Here is a 25,734-nt window from a genome sequence, read left to right on the forward strand (position 1 = left end):
ATATATTCAGTACTATTAAAATTTACAAAATTTAATATATTTACCTAGCCCCAAATTACAAATTGACTGACTGCAGTCAATCCCAGAATATACAGTTCTAATACGTTGTATATTTCTCTTGTTGTTTGAGGTGAGATTATTCATAAATAAACCTAAAACAATGAAATTACTACATGTCGTAGCAACTCCGCGCGGAGAAAAGAGTAACACCCTACCCATTTCAAAAGCTTTCATAAACGATCTTTCCAGCAAATTTTCGGACCTAGAAATCAAGGAAATCAATCCTTTTTTTGATGAGATTCCAAAGGTGGCAGAACACAGCGCTGAAGTGAAGTATGCGATTATGGCAGGACAAAATGGGATTCAAAAGGATAATGAACAATGGAAAAAAGTAGAAGCTTTAATTTCCGATTTCTTAGAAGCTGATTATTATTTACTCACCATTCCACTCTGGAATTTTACCATTCCTCATGCGCTGAAGGCATACATAGATGCCATTGTTCAACCTGGCTATCTATTCAGATACAATGAGCAAGGCGTTCCTATTGGTTTGGTGACCCAGAAAAAAATGGTTTGTATTTGTTCAACTGGTGGAGATTATTCACCTGGTTCTCCTATGAACGCTCTGAATTTTATAGAGCCTTATATTCGTGCTATTTTTGGATTCGTAGGCATTACAGACATCGAATTTATCACTGCAGGACCTATGAACTATACAGAAGAAGTAAAGCAAATGGTGACGCAAGGAGCTGTAGATGCTGCAGAAAAAATAGTGGCGCGAATCTGATAGTTTAATCTTTTTTTCAATATGACCTTCTTTTATCCTGCTACTTTCTTAGATAAGGACATGTTGAGGGTAAGAGAAGGTCAATTCTACATACCCATTCATGAAAATTGGATTCATAAGCTATTAAAGGTTGCCAATAATTTTTTCTGAAATTCCTGACCCTCTGTCACTTTATAACCAGCTTTCAAATTATCTATAGCATGCTCCAATTTCCCGGTTCCGGGAATAACACATGTCACTGCAGGATGAGCAATGATGTACTTTAAAAAAAATTGAGCCCAAGAATGGATCTCATGATCTTTACACCATTCCGGTAACAATTTATTTCTGGCCCAACTGAACAGCCCTCCTCCGCCGAATGGTCGATTGATGATGACTGCCGTTCCATGGTCTTTGGCAACTCCAAGTAAATGGTCTTCTGCATGGCGATCATTGATGGCGTAGTTAAACTGAACAAAATCTGGATTTTCTTTTCTAATAATTGTGGCAAGACTTTTATGGGAAGCATTTGTATAATGAGTAATACCCCAATATCTGATTTTACCTTCTTCCTTCCATTCTTTGAGCGTTTTCATATGAACCTCCCAATCTACGAGGTTATGAATCTGCATTAAGTCCATAGTCTTCCTTCTCATCAATTCAAAAGATCTTTTCATCTGATTGATGCCACTCTGTTTCCCAGTAGTCCAGACTTTCGTAGCGTAGAAAAACTCGTCGCTGAAACTGAGCTGATTTGTCAAATCTCCCACAACCTCTTCAGACTTTCCATACATCGGAGAGCTATCTATCACTGCACCACCCATTTCATTCATTTTCTTTAGCACAGATGTAAGCTCCTTTTTCTTGTCTTGATCTTGACCAACATCGAAGGTCTGCCATGTGCCTATTCCAAGTACAGGTAATAATTCACCTGATGAAGGTATGACACGCCTGGTCATTGAATATTCGATCGGATATTGAAATGGATTGAGCACTTTCGCTCCAGCCATCAGGGTAATGGCTTTTATGGCACTTCTTCTTTTCATAATTTTATTTCAGTTCTATTTACAAGGCATATCCTTGCTCGTTTAATTCTAACAATCGGATCATCAGGTCAGTTTGGTAGATTGATAGAAATTAGATCATGTCACCATTGGACTGTTTCTATTTCTTTGAATTGATTTGAGTATTTGAAATGCATTTCAAACATAGCTTAATATAGGCAATAATCCTTGATACTACTTACGTTTTACCCTATTGAGAATACTGCATTATTTTACTATTTTTGCAGCTTTATTTGGAAACCAATCAGGTTAGAAATGACAAGAGTGAGAAATTTATGGGCTGGCGTCCTATGTATACTAGGAGTAGCAGGGCTTTATGCGCAAAACAATGATGAAGTTTTGTTTACGGTAGAGGGTAAGCCAGTTACTGTTTCTGAGTTTAATTACATCTACAATAAGAATAACGGAGACGAGGCGGACTATAGCAGAGAAAGCGTAGAAGAATACCTCGATCTATATAAAAAATTCAAACTTAAAGTACAGAAAGCCAGGGACATGAAGCTGGATACCATTCCAGAACTGATCAATGAACTGGCAGGATATCGAAAGCAACTGGCAGATTCCTATTTAACAGATAAGGAAGTTTCCGAGGACCTGGTAAGAGAGGTTTACGATCGGCAGGCATATGATGTTAAAGTCAGACATATTGTTGTAAAAGTGCCTTCCAGAGCGACTGATGATCAGGTGGAAGAAGCGAGACAGAAAATTGAATCTATTGCTGAGCGTATTCATGGTGGGGAAAATTTTGCTGAAGTAGCTAAGGTAGCGAGCGAGGATGCCACTACCCGATTAAATGGCGGAGAACTCAATTACTTAACTGCGATGCTTCCCAATGGTTATTACGAGTTTGAGAATGCAATGTACCAGTTGGAGCCGGGTGAAGTTTCAGAACCTTTGAAGTCAAACGTAGGTTTTCATCTGGTACAAGTAATAGACAAAAGGCCGGCAAGAGGTCAAATGCACGCAGCTCATATTCTATTGAGAAAAAAGAAAAATGGCCAACCGGCCGAAGGTGTGAAAGAATTAGCAGATAGCCTTTATAATGTACTGCAAAAAGGTGGTGATTTTGCTCAATTGGCAAGGCAATACTCTGAAGACAGTAATTCTAAGGACAAAGGAGGTGATATCGGTGTATTTGGGATAAGTACCTATGAAAACAATTTTGAAGATGCAGCCTATGCATTGAAAAATGACGGCGATATCAGTGAACCGGTCGAAACCAGTATTGGATGGCATATCATCAAGCGCCTGGATAAACCCGAAAGGGAACCTTACGATCAGGTAAGAAGAAGAATCCAGGCAGACATCAAACAAGATGATCGTTATCAATTAGCTAAAGATCAAATGATAGAGGACATCAAAGAAATGGCCGGATTTACTGAGAATACAGAGCTGTTACAGCAGTTTATTGACAGCCTTGATGAGACTTTTTATTCTTACAAATGGCAGATCCCTCAAGGTGTCAGCGGAACATTATTTACACTTGGGGGTCAAGATTACTCCATGGGTATATTTGCAAATGAAGCCAGGAAGAATACAAGAAAGAGGTTGCGTTTCAGCAAGTCTGCACCTTTAGAAGCATCTGTGATGGAATTGTATAATGACTACGTTCGTGAACAGGCCATGGAATATGAAGAAGCTAACTTGGAACAAAAGTACCCTGAATTTGGTGCATTAATGAGGGAATACCGTGAAGGGATTTTGCTGTTTGAAGCCACTAAGATCAATGTCTGGGACAAGGCCTCTCAAGATACTGCAGGCCTTCGTGAATTCTATGAAGAAAACAAGGATGACTACATGTGGAAAGAAAGAGCAGACATGGAAACTTTGTTGGTCATCACTGAGGATAAAAAGTTGATCAAGAAAATCAGCAAGTATTTTAAAAAGCACTCGGGAGAAGAAGTTGTAGAGAAGTTTCACTCACAAGAGACACCAGTCACTTACAGATCTTCTACACATGAAAGAGGTGATCTGGATGTTGCAGGAATCAATTGGAAAGAGGGTGCCATTTCAGATGAACGATACGATAGCAAATCGAATACTGCAAAGCTGAGAAAGATAACTAAGATCTATCCAGCCACTCCGAAAACTTTAAAAGATGCTCGTGGATATATTATCGCTGATTATCAGGACAGTCTTGACAAAGAATGGATAGAAAGTTTGGAACGACAATACGAAATTAAGGTCAATGAAGAAGTGTTGGATAAATTGATCAGGGATTGAGATTAGGCATCATATATATCGTTTTACTAAGTGTTACAGCTTGTGGGGTCCAACAAGATCATGAGGATCCGGAGGATTCGATTCTTGCATCAGTATACGATCAGACACTGAGGTTATCGGATATTCAACCACTTCTTCAAACGGAGTCGTCACCTGAAGACAGCCTATTGTATGCGAACTCTATAGTAGAGCAATGGGCACGAGATGCCATTTTAATGCATGAGGCAGAGCGAAATATTCCTGCCGATCTTGACATTCAAAAAATGGTGAATGATTATAGATCCTCCTTGATTCTGATGACTTATAAACAACAACTGGTTGAACAGGAACTAGATACAACCATTACAGATGCCCAATTAGAGTCTTATTATGAAGAACACAAAAGTCAATATAATCTTGATGAGCCCATTTTGAAATGCTTCCTCTTTAAAATCAGTCAGGAAACCGAACGATTTGAAGAATTGGACAAGATGTGGAAAGAAAAAGAATATGAGAAGCTTGCCCTGGTGGATGAGTCTAATTTCGAACTTAAATTGCTGGACGATCAATGGTATACGTGGAAAGACATCAACGCCTTGATACCGAAAAATATGTGGTCATATGCAACACTCAAAAGTAAGGAAGCAAAAAGTAAAAGCTCAGGAGACTTTAAATATTTCATAAAAGTGACCGAATATGAAGACAAAAACAATTTAGCTCCGTTAAGCTATATTGAAGATCAGGCAAAAAAGGTTATTTTACATAAACGCCAAACTGAATTGCTTGACCAACTCATGGAGAATCTCTATGAGAAATATTCAAATAATAACAATGTCAAAATTAATATATAAATGAGGTATTTGTTAACACTTTTGGTCATTACGGCCTTTGCAATCAGTGGAAGTGCTCAATTACAAAGCAAGGTCATCGATAAGGTCGTTGCCAAAGTAGGAAGTGAGTACATTTTGCTCTCCGATGTTGAGAAACAATATGCCTATATCAAGCAGTCACAACCTTCAGCTGTACCGGAGTCTAAATGTGAAGTTTTAGAAAGCATCATTGCCCAGAAAATGATGGTTCACCAGGCAAAATTAGATAGCATCGCTGTGGGAGATGATGAAGTTGAAGCCCAATTGACATTCCGTATCGATAATATATTGGGCCAGATGGGTAATGATGAAGCCTTTTTCGAAGATTATTACGGTCAGTCGATCGAGGAAGTCAAGGAAGGTATGCGAGAAGAATTACGAAATCAATTGCTTTCAGAAAGAATGCAATCACAAATCATCAATAGCGTCAATATTCGTCCTGAAGAAGTAAAAGCTTTTTACGAATCTATACCCAAAGATTCACTTCCGCTTTTAAATGCAGAGGTTGAGTTAGCAGAAATCGTGATTAAGCCGGAAGCAAGTGACGCATCTAAAGATGAAGCTTATGAGCGTTTGTTGAAATACCGACAAATGATCGTCAACGATAGTGCTGATTTTGCAGAACTTGCGCTTAAATTTTCAGACGACCTGGGCTCAGGGTCTAAAGGTGGAGAACTGGGGTGGACCAAAAGAGGAAGTTTCGTTCCTGAGTTCGAAGCGGTTGCCTATAATTTGGCAGATAACGAAATCTCTGAAATTGTGAAATCAGAATTTGGTTATCACCTGATACAAGCTCTGGGCAGAAGAGGTAATCTCATTAAAACCAGACATATTTTGATCACCCCTGAGGTAACAGAAGCCGACCTGGAGAGAACTAAAATGTTCCTGGATAGCATCGGTAATTTGATCATGCAAGACTCTATCAGCTTCAGCGCAGCTGTGAAAAAGTATGGAAACGAGAAGGTTGAGTCCTATAATAATAACGGAAGGATGACGAACCCTCAGACCAATACTACATTTTACAGTACCAATGATCTGCCACCAGAAATATATTTTGCCATTGAAGATCTTGAAGTAGGAGATGTATCAGCACCCATTGAATATCAAGACAGAAAAGGAGATCCTATGTTTAGAATTGTTTTGCTTGAATCCAAGACGAAACCACACATTGCGAATCTTAAACAGGACTATTCGCGGTTGAGAGAATTTGCGATTGAAAGCAAAAAAAATGAATACTTCAATGAATGGATCATCTCTAAACTGAACAGTACATACATGGAAGTAGACAGCTCTTTCTCTGATTGTGGCAATATAAGTGGTTGGCTGGCTTCACAAGAACAATAGTATGAAGATTATTTCGTGGAATGTCAATGGTGTAAGAGCTGCAGTCAAAAAGGATTTAATTAGTGAAATAAAGTCATCTGGTGCAGACATTTATTGCCTTCAAGAAACCAAAGCACAAGATGATCAGGTAGAGAAGGCGCTTTCAGATCTGGATGAAATGGTTATCAATAGCCGTTCGGCAGTGAAAAAGGGTTATTCTGGTGTTGCTACTCTATCTAGAGAAGCTCCTCAAAATATATCTGTCGGAATTGGAATTGAGCAACACATTCAGGAAGGTAGGGTCATTACGACAGAGTTCGAACAATTCTCTCTTGTCAATGTCTATGTTCCCAATGCAGGTGCAGGGCTGAAAAGGTTGGATTATAGAGCAGAATGGGACAAAGATTTCGCATCCTACCTTAGTGATCAGAGAGAAAATAAGCCCGTAATCGTGACCGGCGATTTCAATGTAGCCCATCAACCCATTGACCTGGCCAGACCAAAATCAAACTATAATAAGACCTCCGGCTATACACAGGTAGAAATAGATGGAATGTCTGGTCTACTTGATGTGGGATTTATAGATTCCTTTAGATTTTTGCACCCTGATGAAGTAAAATATAGCTTTTGGAGTGTACGATTTGGCGCTCGTGCCAAGAATGTAGGTTGGAGATTAGACTACTTTTTGGTTGATGAGCGATTACGTGATCATATCGTAGCCGCAGATATTCAAACTGAAATCATGGGAAGCGATCACTGCCCAGTACTGTTGGAACTTTCGTTTTAAACCAACTCATCATGGATCATATGGTGAGCTATTTCTATTTAACAATGTAAATGGTGTCAATTTTCAATGGAGTAAGCCTCTATATAGGTTTATTATTGTCACATTAAGATCACCATGTACTCTTTTATCCTTACCATACAGTCATTGATTCCTACGAGCCACTCACCCACCAATGACTTTGATGCATCATTCCATTAAATTTAGAAATGGTAATTCTAAAATATTATGGAAATCTTTAAATTGAATTTTTTGGTATGCTGTGTTCTGCTGAGCTTGATTTCACAAGCTCAAATTGCTATCAGTTCAAATGGTAATCGACCAAACGTTTCAGCTATGCTTGATATTCAATCCACCGACAAAGGAGTTTTAATTCCGCGATTGAGTACATCTCAAAGACAAGCCATTTTCACACCTGCTAATGGACTGATGGTCTATGATATTACAACCAGTAGTTTTTGGTTTTCACAAAGTGGGCTTTGGAAGGAACTGAAGATAGAAAGTGTTCCAGAAACTGACATGCCGATTCCTATCCAATTTCAAGGGGGGATCGTAGAAGTCCACCCTACTGACAGTGGAATCGGTGTGAATTGGACCGATGCTCAACAGACATGCAACAATTTGATTGCATTCGGTTATGACGACTGGTTTTTACCTTCTAAACTGTTATTAGATGCGATGTACAAGCAATCCTACCTAATTAAAGGCTTGTCTCAAACGGAATCTGCCAAATATTGGAGCTCCACAGAAGCAGACGCGACCAGTGCCTACACACAAAGGTTAGATTACGGCGGACCTGATCCCGATAATAAAGACATGGCTGTTGATCACAACTGCCGATGTGTGCGCAAAAAATAGCCGATTTTTTAAATCTACAACATTGACATAAAATCACAATAAATGAAAATCGTACTAACTATATCCATCATGTTGTTAAGCCTATCTGTCATCGGTCAATCTTGGAGTGAAATTCAGGGAGACGATGCCGGATCTAACCTCAGCGGAGCCAATTTTAACTCCTACTTCGGGGACAGTACAGGTGCACTTGTGATCAACACAGATAACAACTCTTTTTTTGGATTTGCCGCAGGTAGAGGAAAACCTAACTCGACCATTTCCGGGGATGACATTGTAGCTATCGGATTCAAAGCAGGGTATAATATTCGATCAGCAAGAGAAAGTGTATTTATAGGATCACAAGCAGGATTAGTACAGGAGGCCAATGGTGATAATGTTTTCATAGGTTTCAAATCTGGTTTCAATAGTACTTTTAGTAGGCAGGGTGTCTTTCTGGGATCAGAGGCTGGATACCATACCATTAACGCTAACTTTAATACTTTTGTCGGATATCGTGCCGGATACGATAATACAGAGGGCTCATCCAACACCTTTATAGGTCATCATGCGGGAATTAATAATACTACTGGCAGCAGTAACACATTCATTGGAAAGGATGTAGGCTATTTCAACGAGGTAGGAAGTGGGAACTCTTTCATGGGTGGTAAATACTCGACGACCGTAGTCGATGAAGTTACCGCAGTTATAGGAACTAGATATGACATGACTTACACGGGATCATTTAAAGCAGGTTACAGCAATCTGGTTAGTGCCAATACTTTTTTAGGAAGTGGTGCAGGAGGTAATAATGACAATGGAATGGCCAACACTTTCGTAGGCTATGGGAGCGGAATTAGCAATGCTGACGGTCATGGAAATACTTTTGTAGGATATGGCGCCGGCTATCAAAATGATAGATTAAATGATAATTCAGGCGGTGATCGAAATACCTACATGGGCGCTATGGCCGGAGAGAGTAACAGACAGGGGTCAGATAATGTGGTAGTAGGTTGGAATGCAGACTTAAACGGATCTGGCAGTGCGACAACCAACAACGGCAACGTTATCATCGGTTCTGAGGCCAATTTATCTGCAGGAGATAGAAATAACAGGATCGTTCTGGGATATCAAGCCTCTTCCGGCATTGACAACTCTGTAGTGCTGGGAAATGCAGCTATCTTATCTATTACGGGTGCTGTTAATTTTACAGCCACTTCTGACGGGCGTTTCAAATCGGATATTAAGGAAGATGTTTCGGGACTTGAGTTTATTGAGAAACTGCGACCAGTGACCTATCATTATGACGCTCATAAATTGCACGAAAAAAGAGGATTTAACACCGATAAATTGTCGAGTGAGTTGGATCAAAAATCATCCATCAGATACACAGGATTTATCGCTCAGGAAGTGGAACAGGCAGCAGCTGATTGCGATTTTGAGTTTAGTGGTGTCGATAAGCCTGATTCTGAAGAAGGTGTTTACGGGCTTAGATATGCAGAATTTACGGTTCAGGCCATTAAAGCCATACAGGAATTATCTAAAAAAGTCAAAGAGCAGGAAGCAATCATTGCTCAGCAGCAAGTTTTGTTATCTCAATACCAGGAAGTGGTTTCAGCTATGGATGCAAGGATCTCGGAAGTGGAAAATCGTGTCAAACCACAATTGCCCTAAGCTGACGCAACATTTCCCATGCTAAAAAGAATTTTATAACTTAGGAATTTAAATTTCCCAATTATGAAGTTCGTCTTTACTTTTGTTTGCGCACTTGTGGTCAATTTAACTCTGGCCCAGTTACAAGCAGTCGATCTTGTCTGTGAATACAAGAAAAATCCTGTAGGTATAGATGTTAAAGAGCCGAGATTGAGCTGGAAAATCCAGTCCGATCAAGAAAATATCATACAATCAGCCTATGAAATTCGAATTGCAGATAATAAGGAGGCTCTAACACGTCCGGGTTCTAGTTTGGGGAAAGTGGAGTCTTCCGAGTCGGTCAATGTTGTCTGCAGCGCACCCGAATTAAATTCCCGAGATCGAAAATACTGGCAAGTCCGAGTTTGGGACAAAACCGACAATACATCAGAATGGAGTGAAGTGGCCTTTTTTGAGATGGGATTATTGCAACCTGAGGCGTGGACTGCAGATTGGATTAGCATGGAAGGCGAAGAAAAGATCGACGGTTCCAGACCATCCATTTATCTAAGAAAGGATTTCAATACCGATAGGAAGGTCAAAAGTGCTCGTTTATATGCAAGCGCTATGGGGCTGTATGAGTTGTATATCAATGGCGAAAAAGTAGGTGATCAATTGTTTACACCTGGTTGGACCAGTTACAATCACCATACCCAATATCAGGTATACGACGTCACCGATATGTTGAAAGGGACCAACACTATTGCCGGTGTTTTAGGCGATGGATGGTACAGAGGTTTCATTGGATGGCAAGATCAGAATGATTACTATGGTAAAAGAAGGGCTTTGCTAGCTCAACTTGAGATTATTTACGAAGATGATTCTATGGAGGTCATTAATTCCGATGGAACATGGAGTGTTTCCAATGGTCCAATATTGAAATCAGATATTTATAATGGTGAATGGTTTGATTTTGGTCATTCCATTGAAGGTTGGTCGAAACCAGATTTTCAAGAAGACTGGAATCATGCAGAAGTGATCGATTCATCGAAGGAACATCTGGTTGCCAGCAGTGGTGTTCCCGTTAAAGCCATAGAAGAACTGAAACCAGTTAACACATTTATCACCCCCAAAGGTGAAAAGGTTTTGGACATGGGTCAAAACATGGTAGGATGGGTCAAGATGAAAGTCAAGGGCAATGCAGGAGATACCATCCGACTGAAGTTTGCGGAAGTTCTAGATAGTGACGGAAATTTTTACACTGATAATTTGAGAGCGGCAGAAGCGACAGATATCATCATATTGTCCAGCGACGATGAGGTGGTCTATGAGCCGACTTTTACTTTTCATGGTTTCCGATATGTACAGGTGATAGGTTTTGAGGGCTCCCTTAATCCAAAGCACTTCACTGGTGTGGTCATCCATTCAGCGATGGAACCTGCTTTGGAATTTAGCTGCTCGGATAAAATGATTAATCAACTACAGCATAATATAAAATGGGGACAAAAAGGAAATTTCCTGGATGTACCTACCGATTGTCCACAAAGAGATGAGCGAATGGGATGGACGGGAGATGCCCAGGTTTTTGCGAAAACAGCTGCTTATAATTTTGATGTGGCAGCATTTTATACGAAGTGGATGAAAGACTTTGAAGCAGATCAAAAAGACAACGGTGTTATTCCACATGTCATTCCTGATGTGTTGAAGGGAAGAGGAGGAGCCACTGGATGGGCAGATGCAGTCATTATTATACCATGGACCAATTATGTAATATATGGTGACGAACGCATTTTAGAAAGCAGTTATGAAGAGATGAAGCAGTGGGTAGAATATATGAAATCAAGAGCAGGAGAAAACCATATCTGGAGTGGCGATCAACACTTCGGTGATTGGTTGGCCTTTGCGACTACCAGGTCAGATTATCCGGGAGCCACAACGGAAAAAGACCTGATCGCCACCGCTTATTATAGCTATAGTTCTGGCTTACTAGGGAAAATCGCGCATGTGCTGGGCAAAGAGCAGGATGCATTGTACTTTACTGATCTTTCGGATTCAGTCAAGGAAGCATTTAATCAAGAGTTTGTCACACCTAACGGCAGATTGGTTTCCCATACACAAACGGCTTACGCACTAGCATTGGCTTTTGACTTATTGCCTGAGGTCTTGGCTGAAAAGGCCGGCCGATATCTGGCTGAAGATGTCAGTAAATTTGGTCATCTAACGACTGGTTTTCTTGGTACGCCTTTACTTTGTCAGACACTATGCAACGTTGGTAGGGAAGATTTGGCATTCATGTTATTGAATAGGAAGGAATATCCTTCTTGGCTGTATCCTATTACTCAAGGTGCGACAACGATTTGGGAAAGATGGGATGGACAGAAGCCTGATGGTAGTTTTCAAAATGTGGGAATGAATAGTTTTAATCATTATGCCTACGGTGCTATAGGTGAGTGGCTATATGAGTATGTTGCCGGATTGAAATCTGATCCGAAACAACCCGGATTTAAGCATTTTTATTTGAGTCCACACCCTGGAGGTGGATTAACAGAAGTGCGTCTTGCATATCAATCTATTAGAGGTGAGATCAAATCACAATGGAAAATAGCAGATCAAACCATTCAATACAGTGTGCAAATTCCTGCCAATACATCGGCTACGATTCATATCCCTACTGAGACTAGCATAGAAACCATGTTATCTCATTCTTTGAAAGAAAATAGCGAGACGGTATATGAGGTTGGTTCTGGGAAATATAGTTTTACCTGGCGTATGGATGCCAATTAGAAAAAATAAAAGACCGGTCTACCCCCCAGTGAACCGGCCTTTTTATAATACTTGAATAAGTATTCACCTTAATTATCTGTACAGTAAGTGATAGTTCACATACCTTGCCAAACAGAACCACTATCCTACCAAATATTTTGTATTTTTTACATGCTAAATTCTTTACATATAAATTTCTTTTGTCTTTTGTTAACCTTTGTCATAAAAAATAACACTAAGAAGCAGCTCTTAGCTTTTTTTAGCTTAGCCCTTAGAGAGCTCAAAGCTCTCTAAGGGCTTAAAGGGATTAAAGGGCTTAAAGGGCTTAAAGGGCTAAATGGACTAAAAGAGATAATGAAGCGAAGGGTGTGAAAATATTGCCATTTTGACAACCGCAATGATCCATCTTCTCCTGTAAAGGTGCCATATTGACATAAAACCTTCGCTGGCACAGGCTTTGAACTAGAGAGGGTAAAAAAATCAAACAATTATGGAAAAAGGACATATATCGGTACAAACCGAGAATATCTTCCCAATTATAAAAAAATTCCTGTATTCGGATCAGGAAATATTCTTAAGAGAATTGGTGGCCAATGCGACAGATGCCACTTCAAAACTTAAGACCCTTAGTTCTAGAGGTGAAATAGATGGAGATTTAGGAGAACTTACCATTGACATTATTTTGGATAAAGATGCAAAAACCTTGACCATCAGGGATCGAGGAATTGGTATGTCAGAAGCTGAGGTTAAAAAGTATCTGAATCAAGTTGCCTTTTCATCGGCTGAGTCTTTCCTTAAAAAATACAAAGACGACGCATCGATAATCGGTCACTTTGGACTCGGTTTTTATTCTGCCTTCATGGTTGCAGATAAAGTAGAAGTAGTAACCAAATCGTATAAAAAATCAGTCAAACCAGTTCGTTGGGTATGTGATGGAAATCCTGAGTACGAAATCGAAAATACAAAGAAAGAATTCAGAGGTACGGATGTCATTTTACACATTAGCAAAGACAGCGAAGAATTTCTTGACAAGAATAGGATAGAAAACTTGCTCAAGAAATACTGCAAATTTTTACCATTTCCGATTCGTTTTGGTACTAGAACTGAAACAGAGTGGGAAGGTGAGGGTGAAGACCGAAAAAGCAAAGAGATTGAAGTTGAAAACATCATAAACGATGTCGCTCCGCTTTGGAAAAATTCTCCAACCAATATAGAAGATGAAGAGTACAAGAAGTTCTATAAAGTCTTGTATCCATATTCGGCTGACCCGCTTTTCTGGATTCATTTGAACATTGACTATCCTTTCAATCTCACTGGTATTCTCTATTTCCCGAAATTGAACAACTCACTGGAAGTACAAAAAAACAAGATACAATTGTACTCGAACCAGGTATATGTGACCGACGATGTAAAAGAGATAGTTCCTGAATTTTTGACATTATTACATGGCGTCATTGATTCTCCGGACATTCCTCTTAACGTTTCCAGATCGTACTTGCAATCCGATTCAAATGTGAAAAAGATCACTAGCTACATAACAAAAAAAGTAGCGGAGAAATTAAATTCGTTATTTAAGGATGACAGAAAAGAATTTGAAGCGAAGTGGAATGAGATCTCAGTATTTGTTAAGTATGGAATGATATCGGAAGAGAAATTCTATGATCGAGCGGAGAAATTTGCATTACTGAAAAATGTCAATGATGAGTACTTTACCTTCGAAGAATACAATGACAAAATCAAGGCTAATCAGACAGATAAGGATGGAAAGGTAATTCACTTATATACTAACAATAAAGATGAGCATTACAGCTATATCAACTCCGCTAAGGAAGCGGGATATGACGTCCTTGAATTTGATACCGTCATTGACAACCATTTCATTCAACAATTAGAGTATAAACTGAAAGATGTATCTTTCGTAAGAGTAGATGCTGATACCGTAGATAATTTAGTAAGAACGGATGAGGTCAAAGAGTCAGTTCTAAGTGACAAGGAGCAGGAAAAGGTCAAGGGCATATTTGAAAAGGTGGTCAATGAAAAAGGATCAACCATCGAGCTGAAGGCTTTGTCACCAAATGACCATCCTGTCGTGTTAACGAAACCTGAATTTATGAGAAGAATGAAGGAAATGCAACAATTGCAAGGCATGGGGATGGGTGATTTCCCAGACAGTTACAATGTAGTCGTAAATACCAACCATCCGTTGGTTGCTGAGAAATTGATCAAGATGAAAGGTGAAGACAAAAGAGAGCAATTTGCTGATTACTTGAGAAAATTGGCTATGTTGAATCAAAACATGTTGAAAGGTGAAGATCTAAGCAAATTTATTGAGAAGAGTTTGGAGTATGCTGGTTAACCTCAAGTGTAGATGGAGCTGAATATAGTGGTATACTATGACTGGTTAAGGATTTACTAGCTTATAAAATTAAAAAGCGAGTTTCAGCATTTGAGACTCGCTTTTCAATTCTATGTTTACTTTGGCTATTTTGATTGCAAAGAATGAAGCGGATTACCCTTCCACCAAAGTCCCAATCTCTTCCCCTCTTACGATTCCGGCCAGATTGGTCTCATCACCGATATTAAAAACCACAATGGGCAGGTCGTTTTCCTGGCAAATGGTAAACGCAGTCATGTCCATCACTTTGAGTCCCATCGAAATGACTTTGGCGAAACTAATGGTATTGAACATTGTCGCATCAGGATTTTTTTCAGGATCTGAGCTATAGATTCCGTCCACACGCGTTCCTTTGAGTATAACATCTGCGTTAATTTCATTGGCCCTCAATGCTGCAGCCGAATCTGTAGTAAAGTAGGGGCTACCAGTACCTGCCGAAAAAATCACTACCCTACCCTTCTCCAAATGTCTGATCGCTCTTCGTCGAATATAAGGTTCGGCAATTTCCTGCATTTCGATGGCTGATATTAATCTCGTGAAAATACCCTGCGCTTCCATAGCAGATTGCAATGCCATGCCATTGATACATGTGGCTAACATTCCCATGTAGTCACCTTGCACTCGCTCTATTCCAGATTCAGAAGCCTGCAAGCCACGAAAAATATTACCACCTCCGATCACTATGGCTGTCTCTACACCTAAGTCTACCAACTGTTTGATCTGTCTTGCGTAGTGATTTAACATTTTAGGAGATATGCCGAATTGCTGATCACCCATCAACGATTCACCACTTAGCTTTAGCAGAACTCTTTTGTACTTAAGACCCATTTTTATCTTTCCGTTGTGCGCGTAATATACAAGCAAAAAAAAAGAGCAAATGTAACATTCGCTCTTTTTTTCAATTTTTCTTATCCTAACTTGATATGCTTAAAGTCGGTTATGGTTAACCCACTATCTACAGAATCAAGGTATTGCTGGACAGACATCTTGCCATCTTTAACATATGTCTGATTCAACAATGTATTTTCTTTAAAGAATTTATTCAACTTACCCATCGCTATTCTTTCCAACATCTCTTCTGGCTTTCCTTCCTTCCTGGCGATTTCTTTTCCTATCTCTATTTCCTTTTCTACGACTGATGAATCAACTCCTTCTTCATCCAAAGCCAAAGGCTTCATAGCCGCTACTTGCATAGCAACATTCTTACCTGCTTCACTATACTCCTCTGAAGCTTTATTCAATCCAACTAAAACACCAGCTTTATTACCCATATGGATATAAGCCTCTACTTGTGGCGCTTCTAACTTTTCATAATCAGCCAATTCGACTTTCTCTCCGATCACACCAACTTGCTCCACGATTTTCTCCCCCACGGTTGTTCCATCATAAGGCAGCGCTAGTAATGCTTCTTTATCTTTAGGGAATTCCTTTAAAGCAAGTTCAGCAAATGAATCTGTCAGATTGATAAAATCTTCGTTCTTGGCAACAAAATCCGTTTCACAACTCAGCTTTACCACGATACCTTTAGAACCATCTTCACTTACTTTAGCAAGTACGACTCCTTCTTTAGCCTCTCTGTCTGCTCTTTTAGCTGAAAGCTTTTGACCTTTCTTTCTAAGTACTTCAATCGCTTTTTCAAAATCACCGTTGGCCTCAGTCAAAGCCTTCTTACAATCCATCATCCCTGCTCCTGTCTGATCTCTTAACGCCTTTACATCTGCAGCTTTTATACTCATTTTAAACTTTATTCTTTATTAAATAATATGATTATATCGACTTAAATACTGGTTTACTCCGCCGTGCTCTCAGCAAGCTCTTCTTTATTCTTTTCTCTCTCAGCGAGTCCTTCTTTGATTGCATCCACCGCAAACTTCGTAATCATAGAAATGGATTTAGAAGCGTCATCATTAGCAGGAATTGGAAAATCCAATTGTCCCGGATCCGAATTGGTGTCTACCATTCCGAAAGTCGTTAAACCCAACTTTTTAGCCTCTGCAATGGCAAGGTGCTCATGATGAATGTCCACAATAAATACCGCAGAAGGTAGTCTATTAAGATTGGCGATACCACCGAGCACTTTTTCCAATTTATTTCGCTCTCTGGTCAAAGTCAGCCTTTCTTTTTTCGTCACACTGGAAAGTGTGCCATCAGCTAACATTTTATCGATGTTATTCATCTTTTTTACCGATCTTCTGATAGTCGAAAAGTTGGTCATCATTCCTCCCAGCCATCTCTCAGTAACAAAAGGCATGTTGACACTTCTTGCCGCTTTAGAAACGATATCTCTGGCCTGCTTTTTCGTTGCAACGAACATAATCTTCTTACCAGATTTAGCAATCTGTCTCAAAGCAGCACCTGCAGTATCCATGCAGTCTAACGTCCTGTTAAGATCAATGATGTGAATTCCTTTTCTTTCCATGAAAATGTATTGCTTCATCTTAGGATTCCACTTACTTCTCATGTGCCCGAAATGAACGCCAGCGTCCAATAATTCTTTATATGATGGTTTGTCCATTTTAATCTACTTTTAAATATTGAATAAAAATTAACGTTTAGAGAACTGGAAGCTCTTACGTGCCTTTGGCTTACCGTATTTCTTACGTTCAACAACTCTCGCGTCTCTTGTCAAGAAGTTCTTCGCCTTTAGAGGGCTTCTGTAATCTTCGTCAATTTTTACAAGTGCTCTTGCAATTGCCATTCTAATGGCCTCAGCCTGACCTTTGAAGCCACCACCATTGACATTTACTCTAACATCATACTCTTTAGAGACATCCACTGTTGCTAATGGATCTTCTAATTTCATCTGGATGTTGGCGTTCGGAAAATAATCTTTGTAATCTTTTCCATTAACGCTGATGGCACCTTTACCCTTCATGAGATAAACTCGGGCAACTGATGCTTTTCTTCTGCCTATAGCATTAATCATTTCCATATGATATTATTTTAATTCTTGTGGTTTCTGCGCGCCATGCGGATGATCAGGCCCGGCGTAAACAAATAATTTTTTATACATCGCTCTTCCAAGTTTGGTTTTTGGAAGCATTCCTTTGATTGCTTTTTCTACGACAGCCGTAGGTTTTTTGGCCAACAAGTTTTTAGCGTTGATAGCCTTCTGCCCGCCAGGATATCCAGAATAACTTAGGTATTCTTTATCTTCCAACTTTGCTCCCGTAAGTCTAATTTTATCAGCATTTACAACGATCACATAATCACCAGTGTCGACATGCGGTGTGTAGCTAGGCTTATGCTTTCCTCTAAGAACTGCTGCTATCTTAGAACATACTCTACCCAGAACCTCACCTTCGACATCTATGACATGCCACTGTCTATCGACTTCTGTGTTCTTAGCAGACTTTGTTTTATAACTTAAAGTATCCACTTTTTCTAATTTAATTTTTATAAAATTATACCCTTAATTCGAAAGGGGCTGCAAATGTAATTTTCTTTTCTCGAAGTAGCAAGCTTTTAGTGTAAATTTTTACACCTAAGCTTTATAAGTCATTGAAAAACAGGTTGAAAATCGCATACTTTTTAAAAAGGGTGGTATTGGGGGGTCAATGATTGAATGGTTACCTATCACAGCTAGCATGCAAATATGGAAATAATAAATCATGTCATTAATAGACCCTATTCGGTATTTCATCATTGATAAGGCAAGTTCAATCATTTTTTTACCCCATAAGCGAACATCAGATTTTTCAATTTCGTTTTTAAGATGAGAAACTTCGACACTATATTTATTAAACTTAACACCGAATACTATGAAACTCAAATCGATTGAAAGGATTTCAAATATTTCTAAAGCGGCATTTACACGTGACTTCCTGAAACCTAGAATTCCGGTCATTATTGAAGATTTTAGTGCCAATTGGGAGGCCATATCTAAATGGAGTTATGAATGGCTGAAGGAATCTTATGGAGACCTGGAAGTTTCGCTTATAGACAAAAACTTTAGCCGCTCAGACAAATACTTTCAGGCCAAGGAAACCATGGATTTTGGCAATTATCTTGAATTATTGGAGGAAAATAAAAGTCTGGATCTCCGTCTTTTTCTATTTGATATTTTCAAAGAAGCTCCAGAGCTCAAGAATGACATTGACTTTCCTGACATTTGTAGCGGCTTTATTAAAAACTATAAGTTTTTATTCTTTGGTGGCAAAGGTTCAGTGACACACTTACATTATGACCTGGACTGCTCGCATGTTTTTCTGACCCAGTTTCACACCCGCAAGAAAGTCATTTTGTTCTCACCAGATGAAAGTGACAAATTATATCCTATCCCATTTACTAAAATGTGTAAATTTGATCCAGAGCACCCGGACTTTGAAAAGTTTCCATTGGCCGAGTATCTGGAGGGCTATGAAGCCATCTTAGGACATGGTGACACTGTATTTATGCCTTCTATGTGGTGGCACTATTTGCGTTACATCGATTCCGGGTTCAGTCTGGCTTTAAGAGCCAACGATTCCGCAATGACGATGATCAAGGGAGGTATTAACATAGTACAACACCAATTGATTGACCTCGGCCTTTCTAAAGTGCTCGGCGAAAATTGGCATAAATGGAAAGAAAGTAAAGCCAGAGAAAGGGCAGAAAAATTGGAAAAAGAATACCAGCTCACGCATTAAACTCTTTATTTCCTGTAATCGTTCCTGTTCATTCTTCCTGACACCTTCTATTCAAAGTGTTTGCATGAACTTAATTATATTGAGCATCAAAAAAAGAGATGTCCAGCAATGATAAATTGGTAATCGAAGAAAGATCCAGGAGTATTGGAAATTTTATGGTAGGAAGGCTTTTACCATTTCGAAAAAAGCGGCAAGTAGGACCATTTACGTTTGTAGATCATATGGGGCCTATAGATCTGGGCAACGATCGGTGGATTGATGTTGACCAGCATCCACACATAGGATTATGTACTTTTACCTATTTATTTGAAGGAGAGATAGAGCATAAAGATAGTACAGGAGCTGTACAAATCATCAGGTCAGGAGACGTGGGATTAATGACTTCAGGCAAAGGTGTTACCCATACGGAGAGAACACCAGCTGCATCGAGGAATAAGAAAAACCAAAGGCTACATGGCTACCAAATATGGATCGCACTACCCATTGACAAGGAAGAAATAGAGCCGAGATTTGATTTCATAAGATCTGAAAAGTTACCCACCTGGAAACATAATGATTTATCAATCAAATTATTAGCTGGAAAAGCATTTGGTCGCGAATCTTCTTTGCCAATCAGCTCAGATCTCTTTGTTTTACATATTGAGGCCGATGACGACAACTCTTTTGAGATCAATGGGGAGTTAAAAGGTGAAATTGGATTTCTGGTCAACAAGGGAAAAATTATAGAAGATGGAGAAGAGATTACTGAAGGACAATTAATGATCTCTAAAACAGAAGACACTTGTAGCGTGGCGCTAAATAAAGGAACTAGGCTGCTCGTATTCGGAGGTAAGGCTTTAGAGGAGCCCCGCTATTTATATTGGAATTTTGTTTCCTCTTCTAGAGAAAGGTTGGAAAGAGCAAAGGAAGATTGGAAAGCTCGACGTTTTCCAAAGGTGAAAGGTGATGACACCTATATTCCATTGCCCTCCTGAATCCGAACGATAGTAAATTATCAGCTGTAGTATTAAAAAAGGGTGAACAATCTTTGTCATTTGGTTGAGGTTTTTGATATTTGGCATGAATTAAAATCGGAATGTGGCGCAGCCCGGTAGCGCACACGTCTGGGGGGCGTGGGGTCGCTGGTTCGAATCCAGTCATTCCGACAAGCGCGAAGCCAATGCGACTTTCAAGCTACTTTCAAGTGGCAGAAAATGAAGCCGGGCTTTGCTCAAAGCATTTTTCTGCAGCTTGAAAGCTGAGGCGAAGGCCGAAGATTGGATTCGCATTTCCAGCGGATCCATTCTGGATCGCCCTCAAGCAATCCTTTTTGCTTGTGGGCTTAAGGGTTTTTGAAGAAGCTTTGCACGATTGGCTTGAAAAGTTAATATCCATTTCTCATTTCCCGTCTAACCGCTTCAGAATCTTCGCCTGTTTAACTTAAGTCAGCTAGATTTTTAAGGGAAAGCAATGATATGGTAAAATCGCTTTCGTTCAGAACTCCCCTTAATCCGGGCAGCCGTCAAGCGAGGCTTTAAAATTATTATTGGCCTCTGCGTGAAATCCTGGTGCCAATGTTACAAAATTTCCTGCGCTGTAAGTCACATCAGTACCTTGACCACCAGTGATGATACGATCAGAATATATGCCATAGCTCGCTGAGTGGAACTGTGTTCCTGTAGAATAAGAGGGACTCTGATCATTTGCGGACGTTAAAGTAAGGTTAACAGGACAAGAACCAACATGGGGTGTCCTCCACATACCTCGACCAAAGGTGCCTGCATATAAATATCCTTCATGCACTACCAAATCTTCTACTCTCGTTTTGGGTAGACCTGCTGAAAACCAAGCCCAATTGGTCATCGAATCATCTTTGTAAAATACACCAAAATCAGTCCCGATATAAATCCCATTGTTGGAACCCGGCAAATACTCAATGCAGTATACGGGAACATTAGGTAAGTTAGCCGTAACATTGACCCACGGATCTACACCCTGACCACCAGTGGTACTTTTATAAACCTTCATACCATCTCCGTAACCATAAAATCCTACCCATATCTCATTTACATCATTTGGATTGACTGCCATACTACTGATGTTGAGACTGCTCATAGGCAAACCATTATCGATATTGATAAAATTAGGTTTTGAAAGGTGAATATTTGTAACCAATTTCAATTCACGGAGATTAGAGATGTACATCCTATTTGGATTATTTCTACTCATTACCAAAGTTTCTATTTTCAAATCAGTCCGATTGAAACCTGGATCAAAAATAGTCCAATTTTGACCTTGATCGAAAGACCTTGCAATGTCAAACGCAGCACTGAAAATAGTATCATAGTTAGTAGGATGATGTGTAAACACACCTTTCCAAATATCGCCCAGTTGAGACGGTGGAGAAATATCTATCCAATTCCCCCCATTAACAGAACGATACCTTCTACTTTGGGTAGAAGCGTATCTGACATTTTCTGACGGGTCATAAAAGCATTCCAACCCATCACCACCTAAGGTACGGTAAGCACTTGGATCGCCAAGATGCCAATCGTGAGTACCGCAGTCCTGAGACCCCGCCATGTATTGATTATCCTTGATGGCAATATCGTAAATCTGGTTTATTGTCAAGCCATCTGTAATATTGACATAACTTACTCCGAAATCATCTGTGTAAGTGATTCCTCCGTCCGTACCTATAAAAAGCCGGTTTCCCACCCATTCAAACCAGTGAATATCCGGGTGAATCTTAGGAATGTTTTCATTTCCATCAGGGACAGCAATGCGAGTATAAGTAGACCCTGTATTATTTGACTTCCATAGATTTACAGCTCCCAGAAAAACAACATTAGGAGCACCCGGCTGAATCGTCATCTCTAGATTGTAATCACATTGTGTACTAACCATATCCGTATCCTCATCCCTCATGATGAAATTAGCTCCGTCATCCGTGGATAAAAACATCCTGTGATATCCCCAAAAGCCTGTACCTTTTGCATTTCTCCCAAACATAACATATATCCAATCCGGCGCATCCTCACTTACAGCTACTGCTACTCTGCTCCAATTAAGTGTATGTGGAACAGAACCAGTAACGTTAAGCGTTGACCAAGAATCCCCCCCATTGTAGGACCTGGCAAGCGTATTATTTGTTCCTGCATATAAGGTATCGGAAGAACCAGGTTTAAATTCAATGTCAAAAACGACCTTATTGCTATATTCCTGTGTTTCAGTATTCCAGCCATCAGTAGTCTTAAAAATACCAATACTTGTAGCTAAAAACATGACATCCGGATCACCTGGATCTGCAATCATTTTATAGGTATTTATAAGTTCATTTTCGGCAAAAGACATTCCAGTCGTTACCCAATCGTAACCCCCATTTGTACTTTTAAGTACACCCATGGAAGGCGTATCAAATCCGTCACCACCACCAGTGGCTATATAGATTACATTGGGATTGTCTGATCTTATGACAATGCTGCTTACTCCCAAATTATCCATTCCAGGATTTAAATTTAACCAATTACCTCCCAGATCATAAGTCACCCAAATCCCACCCACCGGTGTTCCTACAAAGATGACATTTGGATTAGTAGGATGAACAGCAATACAATTAATCCTGCCGTTATTCGGATAGTCCTTATTGGTGGTACCAGGCATAATGTTTTCCCAATCGCCATGAACATTCCTTGTCACACCTTGCGGAACAACAGTCAAAGGATTACGCGACAGAAACCGTTTTTTCTCCTTAAAATTACGAGCGACATAGTTGACAATTTTACCATCCTCACCCAGATGTGGTTGCATTTGATTTTTCCATCGCTGGTAAAATTTATTTGCCTTTCCACCTGCTTGACTTTCCTGATCGTTTTGTAAATCTTCAAACTTCTTTTCTATACTATGTAGCGCTCTGTCTTTATTGATGTCAATGTTAGAAAAGGGTACTTGACCATGAGAGATAAATTTCAAAAGACCGATGAAACCTATAACAAACATATATCTATTCCGTTTCATTTGCTATTCTTTTTGATCATTGAATCTTCTAGCTGCCTTATTCTCTTATTCTGTTCAATCAAGTAAAGCGTTAACTCTTCTATTTTTTCTAAAAGTAACCGGTTGGTTTCACCTACCTGAATACCACCTTCTGCATGAACTTCACTTGCACTAGGAATTCCAGGTAAGTGCTTATTTTGGTTGATGAATTGATCTACATCTTCTAAACTCATTAGTCCATATGATTCATCAAACACATAGTCGGGCCAATTGTCGCTCATCCTCACCATTAGTTCTTCGCCTATGATTTTACCATCCACAGAAAGTCTGTAACCACTTACACCGGCCAGATTTCCAATTCTTACTTCATTGGAAAAATAGCTATTTCCAACAGAGTATATGGACCAGCTATAAGCATTAGTGCTGGGCTGAGAAGTACTGGCTACAGTATATAAGGCGTATTTGTTTCCCTGGCCAGTGGCTGAAACCTGGCTATAAACACCATAGGCATCGGTATTTGCACTATTGGGATTGGCTAAAAATCTACCTCCATATATATTGCCATTGCTGGCAGAATTACCATAAGCAGAAGCATAAATGCCATAGCGAGGACCGGACCCGAGAGATGAGGATTCTATTCTTGCCCCATACTTAGAACTCGCACCACTATAGTTATTGTTGATATTTAACCCCCTACTCTCCTCCGTATTGATATCCAGTGTATAGGAGGGGTCGTTTGTGCCGATACCCACTCTTCCCTCTGTTCCTGTAACTGAAAGCACATCTTTATCTCCTCCTCCTAGAATTAATCGATTGTTAGTTCCTTTAGAATAAATACGACCGGTCCCAGCTCCAGCTCCGTCTACTGCAATTCCAAAGGCCATTCGGTTAGTGGCGGAACCTAACATCAGCACACCATCTGTACTTTGAAGATCCCACTCATTGCCATTAATATGCATTAGGACTTTAGGGTCAATGGTGTTTATTCCTATATGACCATTGCTTAAAACCGCTAGTCGCTCTCCCTTATTATAAAGCCTCCAACTCTCTGAAAGACCGTCATAATAGTGCCACATTCGACCTATGCTGTCCGTGGCATAGCCCAAAAAAGGTTTGCCTGTGGTTCCTAGGGTTTCAATATACATACCGCCGTATGAAGTGGAATTACTTCGGATTCCGAACACCTCAGCGCCAATTGGAAAGTTTCTTCCAAGTAATAGCTGACCGGATTGAGGTTTGAAAATGAGCCCGTTAGAATTGGAATTTTTCGTAAAATTTAATTCGTCTCTCAAAGGGTTGTAGTAGATTCCTGTTTTGAGATTTCCCCTTTGGAAAAACTCGATACCATTCAACAAAGTAGACTCCAGTCGAATATTGCCATTTTGCAGGTGAAGTAATTCCTCTGGGTTATTGGTACCTATTCCGACATTTTGCGCGCATATTGTGGAAGTTGTGAATAGGATGAAATACAATAAATAGTATGTTTTCATATCAGTTTTTATTTTTAAACTACTACGAAATGAGTGAAATCGAAAGATCTGATTCGCAGATGGGCAATTTGATTTTGTATTGAGTACAATTGAATCTTTAATTGGGACTGCCTCAATGATCATGGGTTGGCGAAATATAAACGCTGTGAGGGATCACCAGCTCATCAAGCATCCAACGCATGAAAAGCTGTACCGAAACTCTATTAAGCTTAGTAGATTTGGTCTATTTAAAAAGTAAAGACTGAATTAAATTTGTCCTCAAAAAAATTCATTTGTTGTAAACAAATATTGTTTTAAACTGTGTTTAATGTGAAAACATTTTTCACCAAAAATTTATATCATGTCAACAACAAAATGGGTCATTGACCCCACGCATTCAGAAATAGGCTTCAAAGTCAAGCATATGATGATCTCTACAGTTAAAGGCCACTTTGAGCAATTCGATGCAACTCTTGAAACAACTAATGAGAACTTTGTCAATGCAGATGTCGAAGTAAAAATTTCAACCGACTCTATACATACTAAGAACAAAGATCGAGATCAGCATTTGAAGTCAGATGATTTTTTCAATGCTGAGAAATTCCCTAACATCATTTTTAAATCAAAATCGTTTGATGGAAACCAAATGATAGGAGATCTCACTATTAGAGATGTCACTAAAGAAGTAAAACTTGATGTAGATTATAACGGCACCGCTGTTGACCCATATGGAAATACTAAAGCAGGATTTGAAATCACCGGAACCCTCAATAGAAAAGAGTTTGGACTACAGTGGAATGCTATTACAGAAGCGGGTAACATTGTGGTAGCAGATCAGATCAAAATGACCATAGATGCTCAATTCGTCAAACAGTAGATGATTAAAAGGCTAAATATTGATGGAATCAGGACCAAAAGCGATTCCATCAATATATTTTAATCTTATCCGAAAGTACTAGGTTCATCTACCACCATTCAAAAGTGTGAAAGAGATGGAATGATCGCTAAGATTTTTGCTGACTTTCAGCCG

General features: G+C 39.6%; 20 protein-coding genes and 1 tRNA gene. 13 read left to right on the forward strand and 8 right to left on the reverse strand.

Going from position 1 to position 25,734, the window contains the following annotated elements:
* The first annotated feature begins 160 nt into the window (after positions 1 to 160).
* A complete protein-coding gene (locus tag L2567_RS08365; RefSeq protein ID WP_235297303.1) occupies positions 161 to 787 on the forward strand; it encodes an FMN-dependent NADH-azoreductase in 627 nt (208 codons plus the stop codon).
* A gap of 113 nt (positions 788 to 900) precedes the next feature.
* Here L2567_RS08365 and L2567_RS08370 read toward each other — a convergent pair whose 3' ends face one another.
* Complete coding sequence (locus L2567_RS08370) at positions 901 to 1,812, reverse strand: aldo/keto reductase (protein WP_235297304.1); 912 nt, start codon at positions 1,810 to 1,812, stop codon at positions 901 to 903.
* A gap of 273 nt (positions 1,813 to 2,085) precedes the next feature.
* Here L2567_RS08370 and L2567_RS08375 point away from each other — a divergent pair, with 273 nt between their 5' ends.
* The 8 genes from L2567_RS08375 (at position 2,086) to htpG (ending at position 14,593) form a co-directional block, all read left to right on the forward strand.
* Positions 2,086 to 4,053: a peptidylprolyl isomerase gene (locus L2567_RS08375; protein WP_235297305.1), complete on the forward strand. Its 1,968-nt coding sequence runs from the start codon at positions 2,086 to 2,088 to the stop codon at positions 4,051 to 4,053.
* Positions 4,050 to 4,883 (forward strand): peptidylprolyl isomerase, encoded by an 834-nt coding sequence (locus L2567_RS08380; protein ID WP_235297306.1) that lies wholly within the window; start codon positions 4,050 to 4,052, stop codon positions 4,881 to 4,883. The genes L2567_RS08375 and L2567_RS08380 overlap by 4 nt, the downstream gene beginning before the upstream one ends.
* On the forward strand, positions 4,884 to 6,245 hold the full coding sequence (locus L2567_RS08385) for a peptidylprolyl isomerase (protein WP_235297307.1): 1,362 nt from the start codon (positions 4,884 to 4,886) through the stop codon (positions 6,243 to 6,245). It begins immediately after the preceding gene.
* Position 6,246: 1 nt separating this feature from the next.
* Positions 6,247 to 7,011 (forward strand): exodeoxyribonuclease III, encoded by a 765-nt coding sequence (locus L2567_RS08390; RefSeq protein ID WP_235297308.1) that lies wholly within the window; start codon positions 6,247 to 6,249, stop codon positions 7,009 to 7,011.
* 225 nt (positions 7,012 to 7,236) lie between these two features.
* Positions 7,237 to 7,866, forward strand: coding sequence for an Lcl domain-containing protein (locus L2567_RS08395; protein WP_235297309.1), 630 nt, complete (start codon positions 7,237 to 7,239; stop codon positions 7,864 to 7,866).
* A gap of 42 nt (positions 7,867 to 7,908) precedes the next feature.
* Positions 7,909 to 9,516 carry a tail fiber domain-containing protein gene (locus L2567_RS08400; protein WP_235297310.1) on the forward strand — a complete coding sequence of 536 codons (1,608 nt, stop codon included), beginning with the start codon at positions 7,909 to 7,911 and terminating at the stop codon, positions 9,514 to 9,516.
* Positions 9,517 to 9,579: 63 nt separating this feature from the next.
* Positions 9,580 to 12,258 (forward strand): alpha-L-rhamnosidase, encoded by a 2,679-nt coding sequence (locus tag L2567_RS08405; protein ID WP_235297311.1) that lies wholly within the window; start codon positions 9,580 to 9,582, stop codon positions 12,256 to 12,258.
* Between the two features lie 469 nt (positions 12,259 to 12,727).
* A complete protein-coding gene (htpG, locus tag L2567_RS08410; RefSeq protein ID WP_235297312.1) occupies positions 12,728 to 14,593 on the forward strand; it encodes a molecular chaperone HtpG in 1,866 nt (621 codons plus the stop codon).
* Between the two features lie 153 nt (positions 14,594 to 14,746).
* Here htpG and pyrH read toward each other — a convergent pair whose 3' ends face one another.
* From pyrH to rplM, 5 genes are all read right to left on the reverse strand, one after another.
* Positions 14,747 to 15,460 (reverse strand): UMP kinase, encoded by a 714-nt coding sequence (gene pyrH, locus L2567_RS08415; RefSeq protein WP_235297313.1) that lies wholly within the window; start codon positions 15,458 to 15,460, stop codon positions 14,747 to 14,749.
* Between the two features lie 80 nt (positions 15,461 to 15,540).
* Positions 15,541 to 16,368, reverse strand: a complete 828-nt coding sequence (gene tsf / locus L2567_RS08420; RefSeq protein WP_235297314.1) for a translation elongation factor Ts — start codon at positions 16,366 to 16,368, stop codon at positions 15,541 to 15,543.
* A gap of 53 nt (positions 16,369 to 16,421) precedes the next feature.
* Positions 16,422 to 17,147 carry a 30S ribosomal protein S2 gene (gene rpsB, locus L2567_RS08425; protein ID WP_235297315.1) on the reverse strand — a complete coding sequence of 242 codons (726 nt, stop codon included), beginning with the start codon at positions 17,145 to 17,147 and terminating at the stop codon, positions 16,422 to 16,424.
* Between the two features lie 30 nt (positions 17,148 to 17,177).
* Complete coding sequence (gene rpsI / locus L2567_RS08430; RefSeq protein WP_235297316.1) at positions 17,178 to 17,564, reverse strand: 30S ribosomal protein S9; 387 nt, start codon at positions 17,562 to 17,564, stop codon at positions 17,178 to 17,180.
* Positions 17,565 to 17,570: 6 nt separating this feature from the next.
* A complete protein-coding gene (gene rplM, locus L2567_RS08435) occupies positions 17,571 to 18,011 on the reverse strand; it encodes a 50S ribosomal protein L13 (protein ID WP_235297317.1) in 441 nt (146 codons plus the stop codon).
* A gap of 382 nt (positions 18,012 to 18,393) precedes the next feature.
* Between rplM and L2567_RS08440 the strand changes: the two genes are divergently transcribed.
* From L2567_RS08440 to L2567_RS08450, 3 genes are all read left to right on the forward strand, one after another.
* Complete coding sequence (locus L2567_RS08440; RefSeq protein WP_235297318.1) at positions 18,394 to 19,260, forward strand: cupin-like domain-containing protein; 867 nt, start codon at positions 18,394 to 18,396, stop codon at positions 19,258 to 19,260.
* A 98-nt stretch (positions 19,261 to 19,358) separates the two neighbouring features.
* Entirely contained in the window at positions 19,359 to 20,234 is an 876-nt protein-coding gene (locus L2567_RS08445; RefSeq protein ID WP_235297319.1) for a pirin family protein, read from the forward strand.
* 97 nt (positions 20,235 to 20,331) lie between these two features.
* Positions 20,332 to 20,405, forward strand: a tRNA-Pro gene (locus tag L2567_RS08450).
* A gap of 340 nt (positions 20,406 to 20,745) precedes the next feature.
* On the opposite strand, the gene L2567_RS08455 is transcribed toward L2567_RS08450, so the two are convergent.
* Positions 20,746 to 23,256, reverse strand: a complete 2,511-nt coding sequence (locus L2567_RS08455; RefSeq protein WP_235297320.1) for a 3-coathanger stack domain-containing protein — start codon at positions 23,254 to 23,256, stop codon at positions 20,746 to 20,748.
* Positions 23,253 to 24,725: a hypothetical protein gene (locus L2567_RS08460; RefSeq protein WP_235297321.1), complete on the reverse strand. Its 1,473-nt coding sequence runs from the start codon at positions 24,723 to 24,725 to the stop codon at positions 23,253 to 23,255. Before L2567_RS08460 ends, L2567_RS08455 begins: the two co-directional genes overlap by 4 nt.
* A 340-nt stretch (positions 24,726 to 25,065) precedes the next feature.
* On the opposite strand from L2567_RS08460, the gene L2567_RS08465 reads away from it, so the two are divergent.
* Positions 25,066 to 25,581 (forward strand): YceI family protein, encoded by a 516-nt coding sequence (locus L2567_RS08465; RefSeq protein WP_235297322.1) that lies wholly within the window; start codon positions 25,066 to 25,068, stop codon positions 25,579 to 25,581.
* Positions 25,582 to 25,734: the final 153 nt, after the last annotated feature.

Source organism: Portibacter marinus, from assembly GCF_021533195.1.
GTDB classification, from domain to species: Bacteria; Bacteroidota; Bacteroidia; order Chitinophagales; family Saprospiraceae; genus Portibacter; species Portibacter marinus.

Excerpts from the sequence above, each read along its gene's own strand:
- L2567_RS08365 (WP_235297303.1), top strand. The coding sequence starts at position 161 with ATGAAATTACTACATGTCGTAGCAACTCCGCGCGGAGAAAAGAGTAAC.
- L2567_RS08370 (WP_235297304.1), bottom strand. The coding sequence starts at position 1,812 with ATGAAAAGAAGAAGTGCCATAAAAGCCATTACCCTGATGGCTGGAGCG.
- L2567_RS08375 (WP_235297305.1), top strand. The coding sequence starts at position 2,086 with ATGACAAGAGTGAGAAATTTATGGGCTGGCGTCCTATGTATACTAGGA.
- L2567_RS08385 (WP_235297307.1), top strand. The coding sequence starts at position 4,884 with ATGAGGTATTTGTTAACACTTTTGGTCATTACGGCCTTTGCAATCAGT.
- L2567_RS08390 (WP_235297308.1), top strand. The coding sequence starts at position 6,247 with ATGAAGATTATTTCGTGGAATGTCAATGGTGTAAGAGCTGCAGTCAAA.
- L2567_RS08395 (WP_235297309.1), top strand. The coding sequence starts at position 7,237 with ATGGAAATCTTTAAATTGAATTTTTTGGTATGCTGTGTTCTGCTGAGC.
- L2567_RS08400 (WP_235297310.1), top strand. The coding sequence starts at position 7,909 with ATGAAAATCGTACTAACTATATCCATCATGTTGTTAAGCCTATCTGTC.
- L2567_RS08405 (WP_235297311.1), top strand. The coding sequence starts at position 9,580 with ATGAAGTTCGTCTTTACTTTTGTTTGCGCACTTGTGGTCAATTTAACT.
- htpG (WP_235297312.1), top strand. The coding sequence starts at position 12,728 with ATGGAAAAAGGACATATATCGGTACAAACCGAGAATATCTTCCCAATT.
- pyrH (WP_235297313.1), bottom strand. The coding sequence starts at position 15,460 with ATGGGTCTTAAGTACAAAAGAGTTCTGCTAAAGCTAAGTGGTGAATCG.
- tsf (WP_235297314.1), bottom strand. The coding sequence starts at position 16,368 with ATGAGTATAAAAGCTGCAGATGTAAAGGCGTTAAGAGATCAGACAGGA.
- rpsB (WP_235297315.1), bottom strand. The coding sequence starts at position 17,147 with ATGGACAAACCATCATATAAAGAATTATTGGACGCTGGCGTTCATTTC.
- rpsI (WP_235297316.1), bottom strand. The coding sequence starts at position 17,564 with ATGGAAATGATTAATGCTATAGGCAGAAGAAAAGCATCAGTTGCCCGA.
- L2567_RS08440 (WP_235297318.1), top strand. The coding sequence starts at position 18,394 with ATGAAACTCAAATCGATTGAAAGGATTTCAAATATTTCTAAAGCGGCA.
- L2567_RS08445 (WP_235297319.1), top strand. The coding sequence starts at position 19,359 with ATGTCCAGCAATGATAAATTGGTAATCGAAGAAAGATCCAGGAGTATT.
- L2567_RS08455 (WP_235297320.1), bottom strand. The coding sequence starts at position 23,256 with ATGAAACGGAATAGATATATGTTTGTTATAGGTTTCATCGGTCTTTTG.
- L2567_RS08460 (WP_235297321.1), bottom strand. The coding sequence starts at position 24,725 with ATGAAAACATACTATTTATTGTATTTCATCCTATTCACAACTTCCACA.
- L2567_RS08465 (WP_235297322.1), top strand. The coding sequence starts at position 25,066 with ATGTCAACAACAAAATGGGTCATTGACCCCACGCATTCAGAAATAGGC.